Source organism: Caloramator australicus RC3, from assembly GCF_000297115.1.
Taxonomy (GTDB): Bacteria; Bacillota; Clostridia; order Clostridiales; family Caloramatoraceae; genus Caloramator; species Caloramator australicus.
Genome location: NZ_CAKP01000096.1, coordinates 103503 through 121491 on the forward strand (window position 1 = coordinate 103503; position 17989 = coordinate 121491).

Consider the following 17989-nt stretch of genomic DNA (forward strand, 5'->3'; position numbering starts at 1 on the left):
GTATGATACACGGAGGAGATATATATTCCATACAAAAAACTGTATTAGATTTTTCAAGCAATATAAATCCTCTTGGAATTGTTGAGGGGTTGAAGGAACATTTATTTCAAAATTTTAATAGGGTTGAGGTTTATCCAGATATTAAATATAGAAATTTAAAAAAAAGGATTGCTGACTATTTAGGAGTAAATGTTGAAGAAGTAATAGTTGGAAATGGTGCTGTGGATATATTAAACAATATAGTTTTGATGTTTGAAAGGATAGTTGTTTTTGTTCCATGTTTTATTGAATATATATTAAGACCTAAGTTGTATAAAAAGGAAGTGTTAATGTTATATCTTAAAGATGATTTTAGTTTAGATTTAGATTTACTTCACAAACATTTAAAATCGTCGGATCTTTTGATTTTAGGTAATCCTAATAATCCAACTGGTCTTAGAATAGATAAAGATAAATTGATCGAGATAGCTAGTTTAACGGAAAAAAGAGGTGCTTTTTTGCTGCTTGATGAGGCTTTTTTTGAGTTTTGTGAAGGATACGATAGTATAAAGGAACTTAGAGCTTTTAAAAACGTATGTATTATAAGAGCTGCTACTAAGTTTTTTGCATTACCTGGAATAAGGCTTGGATATGCTTATGCTGATAAAAATTTTGTTGATAAGTATTCAAATTATGAATTACCTTGGACAGTAAATATATTTGCAGAACTTGCTGCTGATATTATTTTTAATGAAGATTATATAAAAAAGACTAAAGAATATATAAAGATTCAAAAGGATTATATGTTTAAACGACTTAGTGAAATTAAAAATGTTAAACCCTTTAACACAGATTGCAATTTTATGCTTATTAAATTATTAAAATATGATGAAGAATATATATTTGAAAGATTGTTGCAAAAAAATATATTAATACGGAAATGCTCAAATTTTTATGGATTAGATAATACATTTATTAGAATAGCAATAAAAAGAAAAGAAGATAATGAAGTTTTATTAAGAGAAATTAATAATATTTTAGGTGATGAAGATGAAATTTAAATACCCAGGAAGCATTGGAGAGATTCTTCAGGGAAGAGTAAAGGATAAAGATATTTTAGTTTCCTTTCCGGTTAATCTTTTTACTTATGTGGAATTAATTGATGATCTTTTCGATGATGGTAATTACAAGGCAAAAAATTTTTCTAAGAATCTCTTGATTTCTTGGGATATAGAAGAGGAAGTGTATTTTAAAATAAATTCAACTATTCCAAAAGGGAAAGGCTTTGCCAGCAGCACGGCAGACCTATGTGCTCTTTATCATTGCTTATTAAAGAAGTTTAACAAAGAATACAATCAAGAGGAACTTATTAGAGAAACAATAAAAATTGAACCCACAGATAGTATTATTTTTAATAAAGCATGTGCCTTTGATTATAAAAATGGAGAATATTATGAAGAACTTGGAGAATATTTTGAATTTTATGTTTGGGCTTTTGAAGGAGAAAAGGAAATAGATACGGTTGAGTTTAATAAAAATGTAAAAATAAGTTTAGCGAATGTTTCTGATTTATTCGACGAATTAAAAGTTGCAATTAAAAATAAAGATATAAGGACATTAGCACAGATTTCAACTGAGAGTATAATAAGAAATCAGCAAAGATTGCCTTATCAAATTCTCGATGATTGTTTATGGTTATCAAGAAAAAAAGGAGCATTAGGTTTAATTGGTGCACATAGTGGAAATATGTTAGGTATAGTGTTTGAAAAACCTGTATATTTGGATGTAAACTTTAAAGGATATAAGTCTTACTTATTAAAAACATTAAAAAAAGCTTTTTGAGGGGGATAAAATGAAGGGAATAGTGATTGCAGCACCAAATAGTGGCAGTGGAAAAACAATATTAACTTTGGGAATTATAAAAACTCTTAAAGATTTAAAATATACGGTTTTTCCATGCAAAGTTGGACCTGACTATATCGACACGGCTTTTTTAAGAAGAATTTCAGGTCAAGAAGCTCAAAATTTGGATTCTTTTCTTCAAGGAAAGGAATATAAAATTTTAATAAATAAGGATTTAGACCTTTGTATCATTGAAGGTGTTATGGGATATTTTGATGGGATATATAATACCTTTGAAAATTCGACATACAGCATAGCAAAAGATTTAAATTTAAATGCTATTCTGGTTTATGCTCCAAAGGGTGAGATGTTTAGTGTAGTTCCCAAAATTCAGGGTATGGTAAATTTTGCTCCTAATATAAAAGGAATTATTTTTAACAGAGTTTCTAAAAACTATTTTAAATTATTAAAGGAAATAGTTGAAAAATATGTTGGAATAAAAGTTTTAGGTTTTATAGAAGAAAGTAAATATTTGGAAATAAATTCAAGACATTTGGGATTAATTCAAAGTGTAGAGGTAGAAGATTTGGAGGAAAAGATAGAGAAGGTTTCACACGAAATAAAAAAAAATGTAGATTTAGATGAATTTTTGAAATTAACAAAAGAAATTAATGTATTTAGTCCGATGACATTCACTAAAACAAATTTTAAAGCTGCAATTGCATTAGATAGAGCCTTTTCGTTTTATTATAGGGAAAATATAGATATTTTAAATTCACTGTTTGAAGTTGAATTTTTTTCGCCGATTAAAGATAAGGTTTTACCAGATGCTGATTTTGTTTATATTGGGGGAGGGTATCCAGAGATTTTTAAAGAGGAGCTTTCGGCAAACAAAAAAATGTTAATGTCAATTAGAGATTTTGTTGAAGGCGGTGGTTTTTTGTTTGCTGAATGCGGTGGACTTATGTATTTAACAGAAAAGATAGATGATAGATATATGGTTGGTATTTTTAAAGGCGAAACATATATGACGGACAAGTTACAAAATTTTGGATATGTAGAAGTTGAAATTGAAAGAGATTGTGTTATTGGTTATAAGGGAGATAAATTTACAGGACATGAGTTCCATAAGTCAGTTGTAAATTTAAAGCATGAAAAAATTTTAAGGGTTAAGAAGGCAATGGGAAATAGAATTACTGATTGTGGATATCAATATAAAAATGCCTTTGCAATGTATCCTCATGTAAGCTTCTTTGGTAGTTTTAATATAGTTAAAAATATTTTACAAAGAATGAAAGGAGAATAAAAATGGAAGCTATTCTTTTAATAAGTCATGGAAGTAGGAGTCAAGATGCTTATAAAACCTTTTTAAAAGTTTCGGATGAGTTCCAGAATTTTATGAATATAAAGGTTTTTCCAGCATTTATGGAGTTTAATGAACCTAATATAAAAAAAGCGATTGATGAAATTTACAAACAAGGAATAAAACGAATAATTGCTATACCTTATTTTCTGTATACTGGAATTCATATAAAAGAGGATATTCCAAATCTATTAAAAGAAGTTGCAAACAAATATAAAGATTTAACAATAGAATTTACAAGTCCAATTGAATATCATCCATTTATTTTAGAAATTCTAAAGGAACGATTTAATGGGGAAAGGAAGATTATATGAAATACATTAAGGACCCTTTAAAAATAGAGGAAAAAAGCTTTGAAATTATAAAATCAAATATTAAAAGGGAATTTACTTTAGATGAAATACCTGTTGTTTTAAGAGCGATTCATTCTACAGGGGATTATGATTATGAAAATATAATTAGGTTTAAAAATAAACCTGTTAATGTAGGGATAGAAACAATTAGAGGTGGGACAAAAGTTTTTACAGATACGAAAATGGCTTTGTCAGGAATAAATAAAAAATCCCTTTTAATAACGGAGTCATCAATTCATTGTTATATTGATGAAGAGAAAATTTATGAAATTTCAAGGCTAAAAAAAATAACACGTTCTATGGCAGCTATAGATAAAGCAGTTGAGGACGGGACAGAGGTATTTGTAATAGGAAATGCTCCAACGGCTCTTTTTAGACTTTGTGAGTATATTGAAAAAGGAATAATTTTGCCTAAATTAATTATAGGCGTTCCTGTTGGTTTTGTTGGAGCGGAAGAGTCTAAGGAGATTTTATATAAACTGGATGTCCCTTCTATTACGACAAAAGGAACAAAGGGAGGAAGCAATGTGGCTGCTGCCATATTTAATGCAATACTATATATGGCGGTGGGAAGATGATGGAATATGTAATCCATGAAGGGAAAAAGTTAAGACTAGGTTATACTACTGGAAGTTGTGCAGCAGCTGCAACGAAGGCTGCATTATTAAAACTATTGGGGGTTGAAACGAAATTTGTTGAAATAAAAACTCCTGAAGGGATAACACTAAAAATTAAAGTTATTGAATGCTTTAAAGAGGGAGAATTTGCAGTAGCTTCTGTAAAAAAAGATGCTGGAGATGACGTGGATGTTACTGATAAGATAAAGATTTATTCTAAAGTTAAGTTAAGGCAAGATGGAAAAGTAAATATAGATGGTGGAATAGGAATAGGAAGATTTATAGAAGATTCGCCTTTTGGTAAGAAGGGTGAGGCTGCAATAAATAAAGTCCCAAGGGAAATGATTAAAGAAGCTATTATGGAGGTGTATCCAAAAGGAGCAGATGTTTTGATTTTTGCACCTGATGGGATTGAAATTGCTAAAAAAACATATAATCCAAAGATTGGTATAGTGGGAGGCATTTCAATAATAGGGACTAAAGGGATAGTTTATCCTATGTCTGATGATGCGATGAAAAAAACAATTTATATGCAGCTTGATATACTTATCAGAAAAAGTAATCAAGTAATATTTACTTTTGGAAATCATGGAGAAGAATTTGTTAAAAAAAATGGTATAAAGGGGGACATTATAAAGACATCAAATTATATTGGCGATGCTCTTTTATATGCTAAGGAAGTTGGTTTTAAAAAAATTACGATAGTTGGCCATATAGGAAAAATGTGCAAGTTGTCAATAGGAGCCTTTAATACACATAGTAAAGTAGTGGATTCAAGAATGGAAGCCTTTGTGTATTATCTTGCAAAAAAAAGATGTCCCTATGAAATAATTCAAAGGGTTGAGAAGTTTAAAACAGCGGAGGAGGTGGCAGCTTTTATAAAAGAAAGAGGATATGATGTCATATTTAATGATATGAAACAAGGAATAATAGACAGAATAAGAAACTATATAAGCGATTATGATATCGAATTAGATGTTATAATTTATACCTTTAAGGATGGTAGGGTGGTGCAATGATTCTTGTAGGTATTGGACCTGGAAATATTAAATATGCAAGTCTTGAGGCTATAGAAGTTATTAAAAATTCAAGACAAGTTTTAGCTTTTTCAAGATTAGGGAAAGAATTAGAAGATATGGTATCTGTAAAATATATACGAACCTTGGAAGATATATTAGATTACGACGGAAATGTTACATTAGTTGTTTCTGGTGATCCGCTTTTATATAGTGCCTTTGATTTTTTACAAAGAAAAGGGATAAAAATTGAAAAGGTAATTCCCTCCATATCGTCCTTTCAATATATGATGTGTAAATTAAAAAAGAGTTGGAACGATGCTTTGATTTTAAGTTTTCATGGAAGAGAGGCTGATTTAGATAAGGTAAAAAGGAATGGAATAACTATTATATTTACAGATTCAAAATATAATCCGTCTTTCTTTTCAGAGCATTTGTTTTGGAAAGGTTATAAAGGGAAAATTTATGTAGGATTCAATTTGTCATATGAGGATGAAGTGATTGTTGAAGGAAACATAGGTGATACTTTTGAAGAGATGTCTAATTTGAGTATTTTGGTGGTGGAAGCATGTGGATAAAGGATGAATATTTTGTAAGGGGAGATGTCCCTATGACAAAATTTGAGGCAAGGGTTATTAGTTTAGCATATCTTGATATATGCAATAAAGATGTTTTACTTGACATAGGGGCAGGAACGGGTAGTATTTCAATTCAAGCTGCAATTTTGGGTGCAAGTGTTTTCGCTATTGATAGGGATGATGAGGCTGTTAAGCTTCTAAAAAAGAATAAAGAAAAATTTAACGTAGATATAGAAATTATAAAGGGAAATGCAGAGGATTATATAGAAAGTTTGAATTTTACTAAATGTTTTATTGGAGGTAGTGGTGGTAACCTTTTAAAAATTATAAATTTAATTGATAAAAATCCAAATAATAAAATTGTTGTTGCGAATTTTATTAAGGTGGAAAATTTAAGTTTATTTATTAAAACTTTTAGAGAATTAAAATATGATCTTGAGGTTAGGATGCTATCGATTTCAAAAATAGAAAACGATCTTTTAAAGGCCAACAATCCTATTTTTATAGCGAGGGCTACAAGAGGTAGGTGATATTTTGAAAACATTTTATGGAATAGGAATAGGACCAGGAGATCCAGAACTTTTAACATTAAAAGCTTTAAGGGTTATAAACGAAAGTAGTATCATATTTGTTCCAGCTAGCAAAGGAAAAAGCTTAGCAAAGGAGATAGTTAAAGGATATTTAATGGGTAAAAAAATAATTGAACTTAATTTCCCTATGGGAGAAGAAAATAAGTTTAACTACAAAGAAGCAGCAAAAATTATAAATGAAGTTTTTAGAGATATTGATGTTGCTTGTTTTTTAACGTTAGGAGATCCTTTAACTTATAGCACATTTATATATTTATACAGAGAAATAAATAAATTCGGTATTAAAGTAGAAATAATTCCAGGAGTTACATCATATAATGCAGCCTTTTCAAAAATCAAATTACCCTTTGCAGTTAAAAATGAATCTGTTTTAATTACAGATAAAAATATTGAATTAGATAAAGTTAATGATATAGACAAAATAATTTTCCTTAAAGCTAACAACAAAAAGGAGATAATAAAGAAGTTAAAAGAAAAAGGCTTTAAAAACTACTATATTAAAAGGTGCACTTTGGATGGTGAAAAAATTTTAATGGATGAGGAAGATATAGAAAAAGATGAGGATTATCTTGCTTTGATAATATCCTTTAGGGAGTGAGTATATGGTTTATTTTGTTGGTGCAGGTCCAGGAGATGTAGATTTAATTACGGTAAAGGGGAGAAAATTGCTTGAAAAAGCAGATGTTATAATTTATGCAGGCTCTTTAGTTTCAAGTGAACACTTAAAATTTTGTCGAGAAGATGCAATTATTATTGATAGTTCCAGATTAACTTTAGAGGAGATTATAGAATATATAAGAAAATACGATGGAGAAGATAAGGTTATTGTGAGACTTCATACTGGTGATCCAACTATTTATGGGGCAATAGGTGAACAGATGGATCAGATGGATAAATTAGGCATTAAATACGAAATTATTCCAGGAGTGAGTAGCTTTACAGCAAGTTGTTCGGTATTGAAAAAGGAATTTACAGTTCCTAAAATTTCACAAAGCATAATTATAACAAGGTTATCCGGAAGGACTAGTGTTCCTGAAAGCGAAGATTTAGAACTTTTAGCAAAGCACAAAGCCTCTATGGCAATATTTTTGTCGGTTCAAGATATAGATAAAGTTGTGGAAAAACTTATAAAAGGATATGAAGATGAAAATGTTCCAGTTGCGGTTGTTTATAAAGCTACTTGGAAAGATGAAAAAATTATATTAGGAACGCTTAAGGATATTGCAGAAAAGGTTAAAAGTGTTGGAATAAACAAAACTGCTCAAATACTCGTTGGTGAATTTTTGAAAAAATCCTCAAGAAGCCTTTTGTATTCTAAAAATTTTAGCCATGGCTTTAGGGAGGCAAAGGAATGATAGCTTGTATTTATTTTACTAAGGAAGGAGAAAAAGTTGTAAAAAAGATAAAAGATGTCTATGAAAAGGTAGATGTTTTTTCTAAAGAGAATTTTAAAGAAAACATTGAGAAGATAGTAAAGTATGAAAGGATTATTTTTATTTCTGCTGTAGGTATAGCAGTTAGGATTTTAGCTCCTTATATAAGAAGTAAATGGCAAGATCCAGCGGTATTAGTGATAGATGATATGGGTAGATATGTGATTAGTTTACTATCAGGACATTTTGGAGGAGCGAATGAATTTTGTATTGAAGTAGCCGAGAAAATAGGTGCTATGCCAATTGTTACAACTGCATCAGATGGAAGGGGATTCAAATCCCTTGACCTTATAGCAAAGGATAATGATTTTTATATAGAAGATAAGGAAAGATTGAAAAGAATTACATCCCTAATGATTGAGGGGAGAACAATTTCTATATGTTCTTCTATAAATATTAAAATTGATTATCCAAATATAACCGATGAAGGCGAGGCATTTATTTATATTACTTATAAGGATGAATTTCCTAGAAAAGAACCTTATTGTATATTAAGACCAAAGGTTTTACATGTTGGAATAGGATGTAAAAGGGGGACAAGTTTTGAGAAAATTGATTCAGCAATTCAAAGAGTTTTTAAAGAAAATAATTTAAGTATGTTTAGTATAAAGTCTATTGGGACTTTAGATATAAAAAAGGATGAAGAAGGGCTTTTAAGATTTGCAAAAGAAAAAAAACTTCCGGTTATCTTTTTTTCAAGAGAGGAAATCAAAAAGGTTGAGGAAAACTTCCCCAAAAGTCCATGGGTTTATAGGAACTTTGGAATATATTCTGTTGCCGAGCCCTGTGCATATCTTTTATCACCAAATATTATAGTTAATAGGAAAATCATAGATGGGGTAACAGTTGCTGTTTCAAAGGAGGATTGAATATGGCAAAATTATATGTTATAGGTATAGGTTCGGGTCAGAGGGAGGATATGACCTTAAGGGCTGTAGAATGTATTAAAAAATGTCAGGTAATCGTTGGTTACGATTTTTATATAGAATTAATTAAAGATTTTATTAAAGATAAAGTAATAATAAAAACTTCAATGAAGAGTGAGGTTGAAAGATGCAGACTAGCTATTAGCAAGGTAAAGGAAGGATATGATACCGGTGTTATATCATCTGGGGATTCAGGACTTTACGGTATGGCAGGACTTCTTTTAGAACTCAACACAGATATAGAATATGAAATCATTCCCGGAGTTACTTCTGCTTTTTTAGCAGCAGCTAGCTTAGGTGCACCTATTATGCATGATTTTTGCTCTATTAGTCTTAGTGATCTTTTAACTCCCTGGCAGATTATTGAAAAAAGGATTAAAGCTGCTGCTGAAGGAGACTTTGTTATAGCATTATATAATCCTAAGAGTTCGGCAAGAGTTTATAACCTTAATAGAGCATTGGAGATTATTTTAAGATATAGAAATCCAAAAACTTTTGTAGGTATTGTAAAAAACGCAAGAAGATATAATGAAGAAAAGATTATAACTACTCTTGATAGTATTAATCTTGAGAATATTGATATGAGAACTATTTTAATAATAGGCAATAGTATGACCTATGTTAAAGATGGATATATGATAACTCCAAGGGGGTATATTATTTGATTTGGATTATCTCTGGGACTTATGAGGCTAAAAAGCTTTTGGAAAATGTCCATGGTAAGGTAAATTATATAGCAACTGTTGCTACTGATGAAGGTGAAAGGGAATTCTTTAAATATAATATTGTTAAGGTAAGGTTAAACTATGAAGATATGAAAAAATTTGTATTTAAAAATAATATAGATCTTATAGTTGATATGTCACATCCATTTGCAAAGGAAGTTTCATTGAATTCTAAAAAAGTGGCAGAGGAGTTTAAAATTGAATATATAAGGTATTTAAGGAATGAAACAGAACTTGATGGTTGTGTTGTTTTTAAAGATTTTAATGAATGTGCTGATTACTTAAAAGACAAAGAAGGGAATGTTGTTTTTACTATAGGTTCAAATAATATAGAAGTATTTGAAAGAGTAAAAAATGGTAGAAGATTTATCTATAGAATTTTACCATCAGAGGACAGTATTAAAAAGTGTATATCTTTAGGAATACCAATAAGTGACCTAGTAGCAATTAAAGGAGTATTTTCTGAAGATTTTAACGAAGCTTTTTTTAAAGAATTTGATGCTAAGTATGTAGTTATGAAGGATAGTGGTAACGAAGGTGGAACATTGCAAAAAATAAGAGCGTGTAAAAAAATAGGTATAGTTCCATTGGTTATTTTAAGACCTAAAGAAGATGGAATATATAGTATAGATGAAATACTTCAATATGTTTTAAAGTGGTGATGGAATTGGTTGGAGTAATAGGAATAAGTCCAAAGACAGACATAAGAATAAGAGAAAAATTGTCAATAATTGAGAAAAGAATTCCTCAAAAATTAGAAAAATTAAAGGAAATTTGTGAGGAAGTTATTATTCTTAGCACTTGTAATAGAACAGAGATATATTATTATAATGAGCAATATAATCTAGATAAAATGTTAAAAAGTTTAGAGTGGGATGATAATAAAGATAATTTGTTTTATTTAACGGATTTTGACGCTGTTAAACATATTTTTGAAGTTGCATGTGGGTTTGATTCTTTGATAGTTGGAGAAGAACAAATTTTAGGACAAATTAAAAGAGCCTATGAAATAGCAAGGGAAAACAAATCATGCATGAGAATTTTATCAAGACTTTTTCAAAGAGCTGTTGCATGTGGTAAGGAGTTTAGAAGAAAGGCTAAATTATATATGTATCCTGTATCATCGGCATCTATTATAGCTAATGAAGTTAAAAAAAGAAGTATTAAAAAGGTTTTAATACTTGGATTTGGTGAGATTGGGGAGTTAACATGTAAATATTTATTAACAAAAAGTGTTGAGAAAATTTTTATAGCGGTTAGAGATAAAAATAAAGTTAAAAATATGGATGATAGATTAGAATTTATAGAATTTAAAAATTGGAAAAACTATATTGAAGCTGTTGAATGTATAATTTCTGCTACCTCTGCTCCACATACTATTATAAAAAAAGGGGATATCAAGAAAAAAATGCTTATCTTTGATCTTGCGATGCCAAGGGATGTGGAGGAGGATGTGAAGTTAATAGATGGTATTGAGCTTTATGATATTGATGCTATATCAAAAATGAATGAAAATAATATCAATTTAAGATATAAGATTATGCAAGAATATAGATTTATTATTGATGATTATGTAAGTGAATTTATGAAATGGGAAAAAATATCAGAAATAATTCCTTTGATAAAAAATATTCAAGATGTTAGTAACAAAAATTATAAAGTAAGGTTGGATAAATTTATTAAAAAATATAAAAATAATAGTTTAGATTTTGAGATGGCTGAATTTTACTTTAAAAGTGTTTCAGACTATTTTGCCCATAGGATTATAAAGGTATTAAAGGAGGAATATTTAGAGGGTAGGGGAGATGAATGTATAAGAATAATAGAAAAAATAATAAAGAATTAGAGTATTTAGGAGTTAGTTTAATTTCCCCAAAAATACGAATAGGTATTATCGGAGGAGGAAGGGCAAGTCTTATAAAGACTAAATCCTTTTTAAAAAGTGGAGCTAAAGTTTATGTATTATCTAAGGATTTTTTAGATGAATTTTATAGATTAAAATATGATAATTTATACTTATTTAATGGAGAATATAGATCAGATTTTATTTTAGACAAACATATTATGGTAATAGCTTTGGATGGAGCAATTAAGGAGGAAATCATTAAAGATTGTAAACAATATAGCAAATTATATATTGATTGTAGTAATTTTTTAAATGGTAATATGGTCTCATCGATGAATGTAAGGACTAAAAATGTAACTTTAAGTTTAAATACGAATTTTGGCAATCCTAAGGCAGCAGTATTTTTATCTACAAAAATTAAAAGACTTTTAGAAAAATATGATGATTTTATTGGATATACAAGTAAATTAAGAGCTCAATTTAAAGGGAACAAAAAGACAGATTTAATGGCTTTTATCAATAGTGATGATTTTTATTACTTTTACAAAAAAGGGTATTCAGATCTTATTTTAAAAATGTTTTTGGAGGGTAATTATGATTAAGGTTGCAACTAGGAAAAGTTCCCTTGCAGAAAAACAGGCAGACATAATAATAGAGATGATAAGTGATAAATTAAATTTAGAATGTGAAAAAAGACTTTATACAACAAAAGGAGACAGAATTTTAGATGTTTCACTAGATAAAATAGGAGGAAAAGGCCTTTTTATTAAGGAAATTGAAATTGCTTTGTTAAAAAAGGAGGCCGATATAGCTGTTCATAGTTTAAAGGATGTTCCAACAGAACTTGATGATAATTTTGAGATAGCAGCAGTTCCAATAAGAGATGATGCGAGGGATGCTTTTGTTTCCATGAATGGTTTGACTTTTTTTGAGCAAAGAAGGGGCGCAAGAATTGGGACAAGCAGCATTAGAAGGGCAAAGCAGCTTTTAGCATTAAGGGGTGATATAGAGATAGTTCCTATAAGGGGAAATGTTAATACAAGAATAGAAAAAATTGAAAGAGAGAATTTAGATGGAGTTGTGCTTGCAGCTGCAGGACTAAAAAGGTTAGGAATAGATGCTATTGTAACAGAATATTTTGATATAGAAAAAATAATCCCTGCTTGTGGTCAAGGAGCTCTTTGTATTGAAACATTAAAGAATAATGAATTTTATGATATGATGAAGGTTTTAAATAAAGAAGATATAAGAATGTGTGTTGAGGCGGAAAGAAATATTATGAAATTATTAAATGGAGGATGTCATAGCTTAGTAGCTGCATATGCAAAAATTGAAGGTGATTATATTTATATTATTGGCGTAAATGAAAAAGGTGGAAAAATAATAAAGAAGGATATTGAGGGGAAAAAAGAAAATTTTTTAGAACTTTCAAGGCAGCTTGCTAAAAAACTTTGTTGATGGAGGATAATATGGGAAAAGTATATTTGATAGGTGTTGGACCTTATGATGAAGAGTTAATAACTCTCAAGGCTTTAAAAGCTTTAGAAAAATGCAATGTTGTTTTATATGATAGGCTTGTAAATAAAAATATTTTAAATTTTTTAAAAGATGATTGTAAGATTTTTTTTTGCGGCAAAGAGAGTGGCTGCCATTATAAGACCCAAGATGAAATAAACGATATGCTTGTGAAATTTGCTAAAAAGGGGGATATAGTTGGAAGAATCAAAGGAGGGGACCCTTATGTGTTTGGTAGAGGCGGTGAAGAAGCATTAAGGCTTAAGGAAGAAAATATTGAATTTGAAGTTATTCCAGGAATATCATCAGCGATAGCTGCTTTAAACTATGCAGGAGTCCCAATAACTCATAGGGGCATATCACAAAGTTTTCATGTTTTTACTGGTCATTCTGCAAATGCATTATCATATGATTGGAAGGTTATATCAAAACTTAATGGAACACTTGTTTTTTTGATGGGACTTGAAAATATAGAATATATTATAAAAAATCTTTTAAAACATGGAATAAATCCCTTAACTTTATGTGCAGTGATTTCTAAAGGAACATCTGCAAGACAAAAAGTGGTAGTATCGGAGGTTGCTAATATTATTGATAAGCTTAAAGAGGAAAAATTATCTTCGCCTGCTTTAATTGTTATTGGTGAAGTGGTTAATTTAAGAGAAAAGCTGAATTGGTTTGAAAAGAAACCCTTATTTGGTAAAAAAATTTGTATAACAAGACCAAAAGGACAAAATGAAGAATTAAAGCAAAAGTTTTTAGAGCTTGGAGCTGAGGTTGTGGAAACGCATGTTTTAAAAATAAAATCTCTTGAAGAAAACTTAAAAAATTATATTGAGGATTTAAAGAAAGCAGATTATGTTTTGTTTACTAGTGTAAATGCAGTCAATATATTCTTTAATTATTTGGTTAAACTAAGATTTGACATTAGAAATATTAAAGCCATTTTTGCTTGTATAGGAGAAAAAACGGAGAAGGAACTTATTAAAAGGGGAATTGTCCCTGAAATTGTTCCTGAACAATTTATAGCTGAAGATTTATATGAAAAATTAAGCCATAGGATTAAAGAAAAAGATTTAGTAATAATTCCGCGCTCATTAAATGCACGACCTTTTCTAAAGGAAGCATTAGAAGGAAAATGTAAAGTCATTGAGATACCTATATATAAAGTTGAAGAAATTTATTCTCATAATATACCGTTAGATGATATCGATTATTTTACATTTACAAGCCCATCTATTGTTAGGACTTTTATAAAAAATTATGGAAAAGATTATTTAATGGGTAAAAAGGTGGTTGCTATAGGACCAATTACTTCAAATGAACTTTTAAATAATGGTATTCCAAATTATGTAGCAGAAAAATATACTATCCAGGGGATAGTAGAAAAGATACTTAAGTTGGAGGGATATGATGTTTAAAAGAACGAGAAGATTGAGAAGGAATGAAAATATAAGATCACTTGTAAGGGAAACAAAGCTTTCTAAGGAGGATTTTATATATCCTATTTTTATAAAGGATGGTGAAAATATAAAAGAAGAAGTCCAATCATTACCTGGGATTTATAGATATTCTATAGATAGACTTGAAGAAATTTTAGAAGAAGTTGAAAGAGCTGGTATTAAAGGTGTTTTGCTTTTTGGAATTCCAAAAGAAAAGGATAATTGTGGGAAAGATGCATACTATGACGATGGAGTTGTTCAAAGGGCGGTTAGAAAAATAAAGGAAGTTTCAAAACTTTATGTTATAACTGATATATGCATGTGTGAATATACAGACCATGGACATTGTGGGATTATTGTTGATGGGGAGGTTGATAACGACAAAACTTTAGAATATCTTGAAAAAATAGCTCTTTCTCACGTAAAGTCAGGTGCAGATATGGTGGCACCATCAGACATGATGGATGGCAGAGTAAAAAGAATAAGAGAAGCTTTAGATAGAGAAGGATATATGAATATTCCTATAATGGCTTATTCTGCTAAATATGCTTCTGCCTTTTATGGTCCTTTTAGACAAGCAGCTGATTCTGCTCCAAAATTCGGAGATAGAAAGTCTTACCAGATGGATCCTGCTAATATAAGGGAAGCCATGATAGAGATAGCGGCGGATATAGAAGAAGGTGCAGATATAGTTATGGTAAAACCTGCCTTATCTTATCTTGATGTTATTAGATGGACAAGGGATAGGTTTGATGTTCCTATTGCAGCATATAACGTAAGCGGTGAATATGCTATGGTAAAGGCGGCTGCAAAGCTTGGATATATAGATGAAATGAAAATTGTTATGGAGATACTGACTTCTATAAAAAGGGCTGGGGCAGATATTATAATCACATATCATGCCATTGAAGCTGCAAAGTATATAGGAGGGAGACAATGAGAAATGAAATGATTTTTAATGAATCTTTAAAATATATGCCAGGCGGAGTAAATAGTCCAGTTAGAGCTTTTAAAGGACTTAATATCAATCCTCCAGTTCTAAAAAAGGGAAAAGGGCAATTTGTTTATGATGAGGATGGCAAAAAGTATGTGGATTATGTAGGAGCTTGGGGTCCAATGATACTTGGACATTGTGATGAAGAAGTATTAGAATTTGTTAAACAAACATTAGAAAATTCTATAGCCTTTGGTGCTCCTACAGAATTAGAATTAAAACTTGCCAGTTTGGTTTGTGAAACGATTGGTGTCGATATGATTAGGTTTGTTAATTCAGGAACAGAAGCTACAATGAGTGCAGTTAGGCTAGCAAGAGGATATACAAACAGAAGTTTAATTGTTAAATTTATGGGGTGCTACCATGGGCATTATGATGGATTCCTTGTTTCTGCGGGTTCAGGAGTTTTAACTCAAGGTATACCAGGAAGCTCCGGAGTTCCTCTTGATAGCATAAAAAATACTATTATAGCGGAATATAATGATATAGAAGGTATTAAGAAAATATTTGAGTCTTATGGAGATGATATTGCTTGTGTTTTAGTTGAACCTATTGCTGGAAACATGGGGGTTGTTCCGTCTAAACGAGAATTTTTAATGGAGTTAAGAAGGCTTTGCACTAATTATGGGGCTATTTTAATTTTTGATGAAGTTATGACAGGTTTTAGAGTGGCTTATAAAGGAGCAAGAGAAATTTATGGCGTAGAGGCTGATATTGTTACCTTAGGAAAGATAATAGGAGGAGGGCTTCCCTGTGGGGCTTATGCAGGGAGAAGGGAAATCATGGAGAATTTATCCCCTATAGGACCTGTTTATCAGGCGGGGACTATGTCTGGAAATCCTGTTGTGATGGCAGCAGGCTATGCAACGTTAAAAAAAATTTATGATAGTAAAAAAAGTTTTTATGATAGATTAGAGAAGACGGGATTGTTATTGGAGGAGAGTCTAAGAAAAGTTTTGAATAAAAAAGGTTTGCCTCATGTTATAAATAGGGCTGGATCTATGCTTACAGTATTTTTTACAACTCAAGATAGAGTAGAAAATTATTCCCATGCTAAAAAATGTAATATAAATATTTATAATAAATTCGCAGAGGAAATGATAAAAATGGGTAATTATGTTTCGCCATCTCAATTTGAAGCTTTGTTTATATCTATAAAACATACAGAGGAAGATATAGAAAAGTTTGTTGAAGATTTAGATAAGATAAACTTTTAAGCCCCTAAAATGGGGCACTTTATTTATGTCGAAATCTATTAATATTTAAAGAAATACTTAATAAAACGTTATTTTTTCAGAATAATAAGAATATAAGAAATTTTATAAATAAAAATTGCTTTTGTATATAAAATTTCACAGTATTAAAATAAAGTTATGTTTAAATTGGGGGCGATAGGATGGAAGAATTAGAAGGTATTATAAAAAATATAATCCATATAGACAAAAATGCTGTTGAGATGAGGGAAAGGTTTAAAAATGAAATTGAAAACAAAAAAAGGCAGATAGGAGAGGAGATTGAAAGGCTAAAAAGGGAGATTATAGATGAAAGGCTAAATGAAATCGCAAAGGAAGAGGAAGAAATCATAGTCTTAGCAAAAAAAGAAGCAGAAAAATTGCTTTTTAAGGCAGAAGAAAAGGGAAAAGAATTGGAAAAAAGTTATGATAATAAAAAAGAAGATTTGTTAAATTCAGCCTTTAATGAACTGTTTAGTTAGGTGATACTATGGATAAGAACGCTACTTATGCTGCAGTTTCAGCTAAAGTTCATGCTATGATGGGGGAATTTTTGACGGAAGAGGATTACAAAAATATTTTAAATTTAAGAACACCTTCAGAAATTGCAACTTATCTTAAGGAAAGAACTTCCTATAAGAAGGCATTCGAAGGGATTAATACTTATGAACTTCATAGGGGGCAAATAGAAATCGTCCTAAAAAAACACTTGATAGGTTATATTGATAAACTTATCCATTATTTTTATGGCGATATTAGAAACTTTATCAAATGCCTTTATATTAAGTATGAAATATTTGACCTTAAGAATATAGCAAGAAATATTCATGTTGAAAAAAATTATGATGAGGTTAGAGAGAGCTTAGTATTTGTAGGCAAATATAGATTTATCGATGTGGAAAAAATAATAAAGGCAAAAAAGGTTTCAGAACTAATTGAGGCCTTAGATGGGACGATATATTATCCTTATGTAAAAAAATTAATCGATGGAAATGAAAGGGAAAACCTTTTTAGATTTGAAATGTCCATAGATAGAGCATATTTTAATATCCTTAACGACAGTGCTAAAAAGCTTAGTAAAGAAGATAAAAATGCCTTTAATGAAATATATGGAAGTTTGGCTGATCTTTTGAACTTAAAGTGGATATATAGAAGTAAGAAGTTTTTTAATTTGACTCCCGAAGAAATATTTAATTACACAATAGATTTTGGAAATAAATTTAATTATGAAAAGATTAAAGGATTCTGCTATACAAAAGATATGGATGAGTTTTTATCAAAGGCAAGGAACACCCCATACAGCTTTTTATTCAAAGGAGATCCAAAACAGGATATTTACATGGAAAGGCGAATAAATAGATTTATGTTTTATAAGATTAAAAAGATTTTATATACACGAAACTTAAATCTCTCCTTAGTTCTTGCATTTTTAGAGTTAAAGGAATTTGAGATATTTGATATTATCTCTATGCTAGAATGCGTAAGGTATGCTTTGAGCTTTGATGAGGCGAAAACATATCTTATAAGAAATATTTAGG

Annotated in this window: 21 protein-coding genes; all 21 read left to right on the top strand. The window is 29.9% G+C overall.

Annotation, left to right across the window (positions count from 1 at the left end; translation table 11 throughout):
* Positions 1-2: 2 nt before the first annotated feature.
* The 21 genes from CAAU_RS09335 (at position 3) to CAAU_RS09435 (ending at position 17988) form a co-directional block, all read left to right on the top strand.
* The gene (locus CAAU_RS09335) at positions 3-1040 is read left to right on the top strand and encodes a pyridoxal phosphate-dependent aminotransferase (RefSeq protein ID WP_008909190.1); all 1038 of its coding nucleotides are present in this window, start codon (positions 3-5) and stop codon (positions 1038-1040) included.
* Positions 1030-1821: a GHMP family kinase ATP-binding protein gene (locus CAAU_RS09340; protein WP_008909191.1), complete on the top strand. Its 792-nt coding sequence runs from the start codon at positions 1030-1032 to the stop codon at positions 1819-1821. Before CAAU_RS09335 ends, CAAU_RS09340 begins: the two co-directional genes overlap by 11 nt.
* Positions 1822-1831: 10 nt before the next feature.
* On the top strand, positions 1832-3127 hold the full coding sequence (locus CAAU_RS09345; RefSeq protein WP_008909192.1) for a cobyrinic acid a,c-diamide synthase CobB: 1296 nt from the start codon (positions 1832-1834) through the stop codon (positions 3125-3127).
* Positions 3128-3129: 2 nt separating this feature from the next.
* Complete coding sequence (locus CAAU_RS09350; protein ID WP_008909193.1) at positions 3130-3498, top strand: sirohydrochlorin chelatase; 369 nt, start codon at positions 3130-3132, stop codon at positions 3496-3498.
* Positions 3495-4115 (top strand): precorrin-8X methylmutase, encoded by a 621-nt coding sequence (locus tag CAAU_RS09355; RefSeq protein ID WP_008909194.1) that lies wholly within the window; start codon positions 3495-3497, stop codon positions 4113-4115. The genes CAAU_RS09350 and CAAU_RS09355 overlap by 4 nt, the downstream gene beginning before the upstream one ends.
* Positions 4115-5173 (top strand): cobalt-precorrin-5B (C(1))-methyltransferase CbiD, encoded by a 1059-nt coding sequence (cbiD, locus tag CAAU_RS09360; protein WP_242822579.1) that lies wholly within the window; start codon positions 4115-4117, stop codon positions 5171-5173. The genes CAAU_RS09355 and cbiD overlap by 1 nt, the downstream gene beginning before the upstream one ends.
* Positions 5170-5748 (top strand): precorrin-6y C5,15-methyltransferase (decarboxylating) subunit CbiE, encoded by a 579-nt coding sequence (gene cbiE, locus CAAU_RS09365; RefSeq protein ID WP_008909196.1) that lies wholly within the window; start codon positions 5170-5172, stop codon positions 5746-5748. The genes cbiD and cbiE overlap by 4 nt, the downstream gene beginning before the upstream one ends.
* Positions 5739-6278, top strand: coding sequence for a precorrin-6Y C5,15-methyltransferase (decarboxylating) subunit CbiT (cbiT, locus tag CAAU_RS09370; protein WP_008909197.1), 540 nt, complete (start codon positions 5739-5741; stop codon positions 6276-6278). Before cbiE ends, cbiT begins: the two co-directional genes overlap by 10 nt.
* A gap of 4 nt (positions 6279-6282) precedes the next feature.
* Positions 6283-6936: a precorrin-2 C(20)-methyltransferase gene (gene cobI / locus CAAU_RS09375; RefSeq protein WP_008909198.1), complete on the top strand. Its 654-nt coding sequence runs from the start codon at positions 6283-6285 to the stop codon at positions 6934-6936.
* Positions 6937-6940: 4 nt separating this feature from the next.
* A complete protein-coding gene (cobM, locus tag CAAU_RS09380; RefSeq protein WP_008909199.1) occupies positions 6941-7693 on the top strand; it encodes a precorrin-4 C(11)-methyltransferase in 753 nt (250 codons plus the stop codon).
* Complete coding sequence (cbiG, locus tag CAAU_RS09385; protein ID WP_008909200.1) at positions 7690-8640, top strand: cobalt-precorrin 5A hydrolase; 951 nt, start codon at positions 7690-7692, stop codon at positions 8638-8640. The genes cobM and cbiG overlap by 4 nt, the downstream gene beginning before the upstream one ends.
* 2 nt (positions 8641-8642) lie before the next feature.
* Positions 8643-9362, top strand: coding sequence for a precorrin-3B C(17)-methyltransferase (gene cobJ, locus CAAU_RS09390; RefSeq protein WP_008909201.1), 720 nt, complete (start codon positions 8643-8645; stop codon positions 9360-9362).
* On the top strand, positions 9359-10084 hold the full coding sequence (cobK, locus tag CAAU_RS09395; RefSeq protein ID WP_008909202.1) for a precorrin-6A reductase: 726 nt from the start codon (positions 9359-9361) through the stop codon (positions 10082-10084). The genes cobJ and cobK overlap by 4 nt, the downstream gene beginning before the upstream one ends.
* A gap of 5 nt (positions 10085-10089) precedes the next feature.
* Positions 10090-11268 (top strand): glutamyl-tRNA reductase, encoded by a 1179-nt coding sequence (gene hemA, locus CAAU_RS09400; protein ID WP_040306445.1) that lies wholly within the window; start codon positions 10090-10092, stop codon positions 11266-11268.
* On the top strand, positions 11232-11870 hold the full coding sequence (locus CAAU_RS09405) for an NAD(P)-dependent oxidoreductase (RefSeq protein ID WP_008909204.1): 639 nt from the start codon (positions 11232-11234) through the stop codon (positions 11868-11870). Before hemA ends, CAAU_RS09405 begins: the two co-directional genes overlap by 37 nt.
* A complete protein-coding gene (hemC, locus tag CAAU_RS09410) occupies positions 11860-12726 on the top strand; it encodes a hydroxymethylbilane synthase (protein ID WP_040306410.1) in 867 nt (288 codons plus the stop codon). Before CAAU_RS09405 ends, hemC begins: the two co-directional genes overlap by 11 nt.
* Before the next feature lie 11 nt (positions 12727-12737).
* Positions 12738-14204 carry a uroporphyrinogen-III C-methyltransferase gene (gene cobA / locus CAAU_RS09415; protein WP_008909206.1) on the top strand — a complete coding sequence of 489 codons (1467 nt, stop codon included), beginning with the start codon at positions 12738-12740 and terminating at the stop codon, positions 14202-14204.
* Positions 14197-15165, top strand: coding sequence for a porphobilinogen synthase (gene hemB, locus CAAU_RS09420; RefSeq protein WP_008909207.1), 969 nt, complete (start codon positions 14197-14199; stop codon positions 15163-15165). Before cobA ends, hemB begins: the two co-directional genes overlap by 8 nt.
* Complete coding sequence (gene hemL, locus CAAU_RS09425) at positions 15162-16436, top strand: glutamate-1-semialdehyde 2,1-aminomutase (RefSeq protein ID WP_008909208.1); 1275 nt, start codon at positions 15162-15164, stop codon at positions 16434-16436. The genes hemB and hemL overlap by 4 nt, the downstream gene beginning before the upstream one ends.
* A gap of 179 nt (positions 16437-16615) precedes the next feature.
* A complete protein-coding gene (locus CAAU_RS09430; protein WP_008909209.1) occupies positions 16616-16933 on the top strand; it encodes a hypothetical protein in 318 nt (105 codons plus the stop codon).
* Between the two features lie 8 nt (positions 16934-16941).
* The gene (locus CAAU_RS09435; protein WP_008909210.1) at positions 16942-17988 is read left to right on the top strand and encodes a V-type ATPase subunit; all 1047 of its coding nucleotides are present in this window, start codon (positions 16942-16944) and stop codon (positions 17986-17988) included.
* The last annotated feature ends 1 nt before the right edge of the window (position 17989 follow it).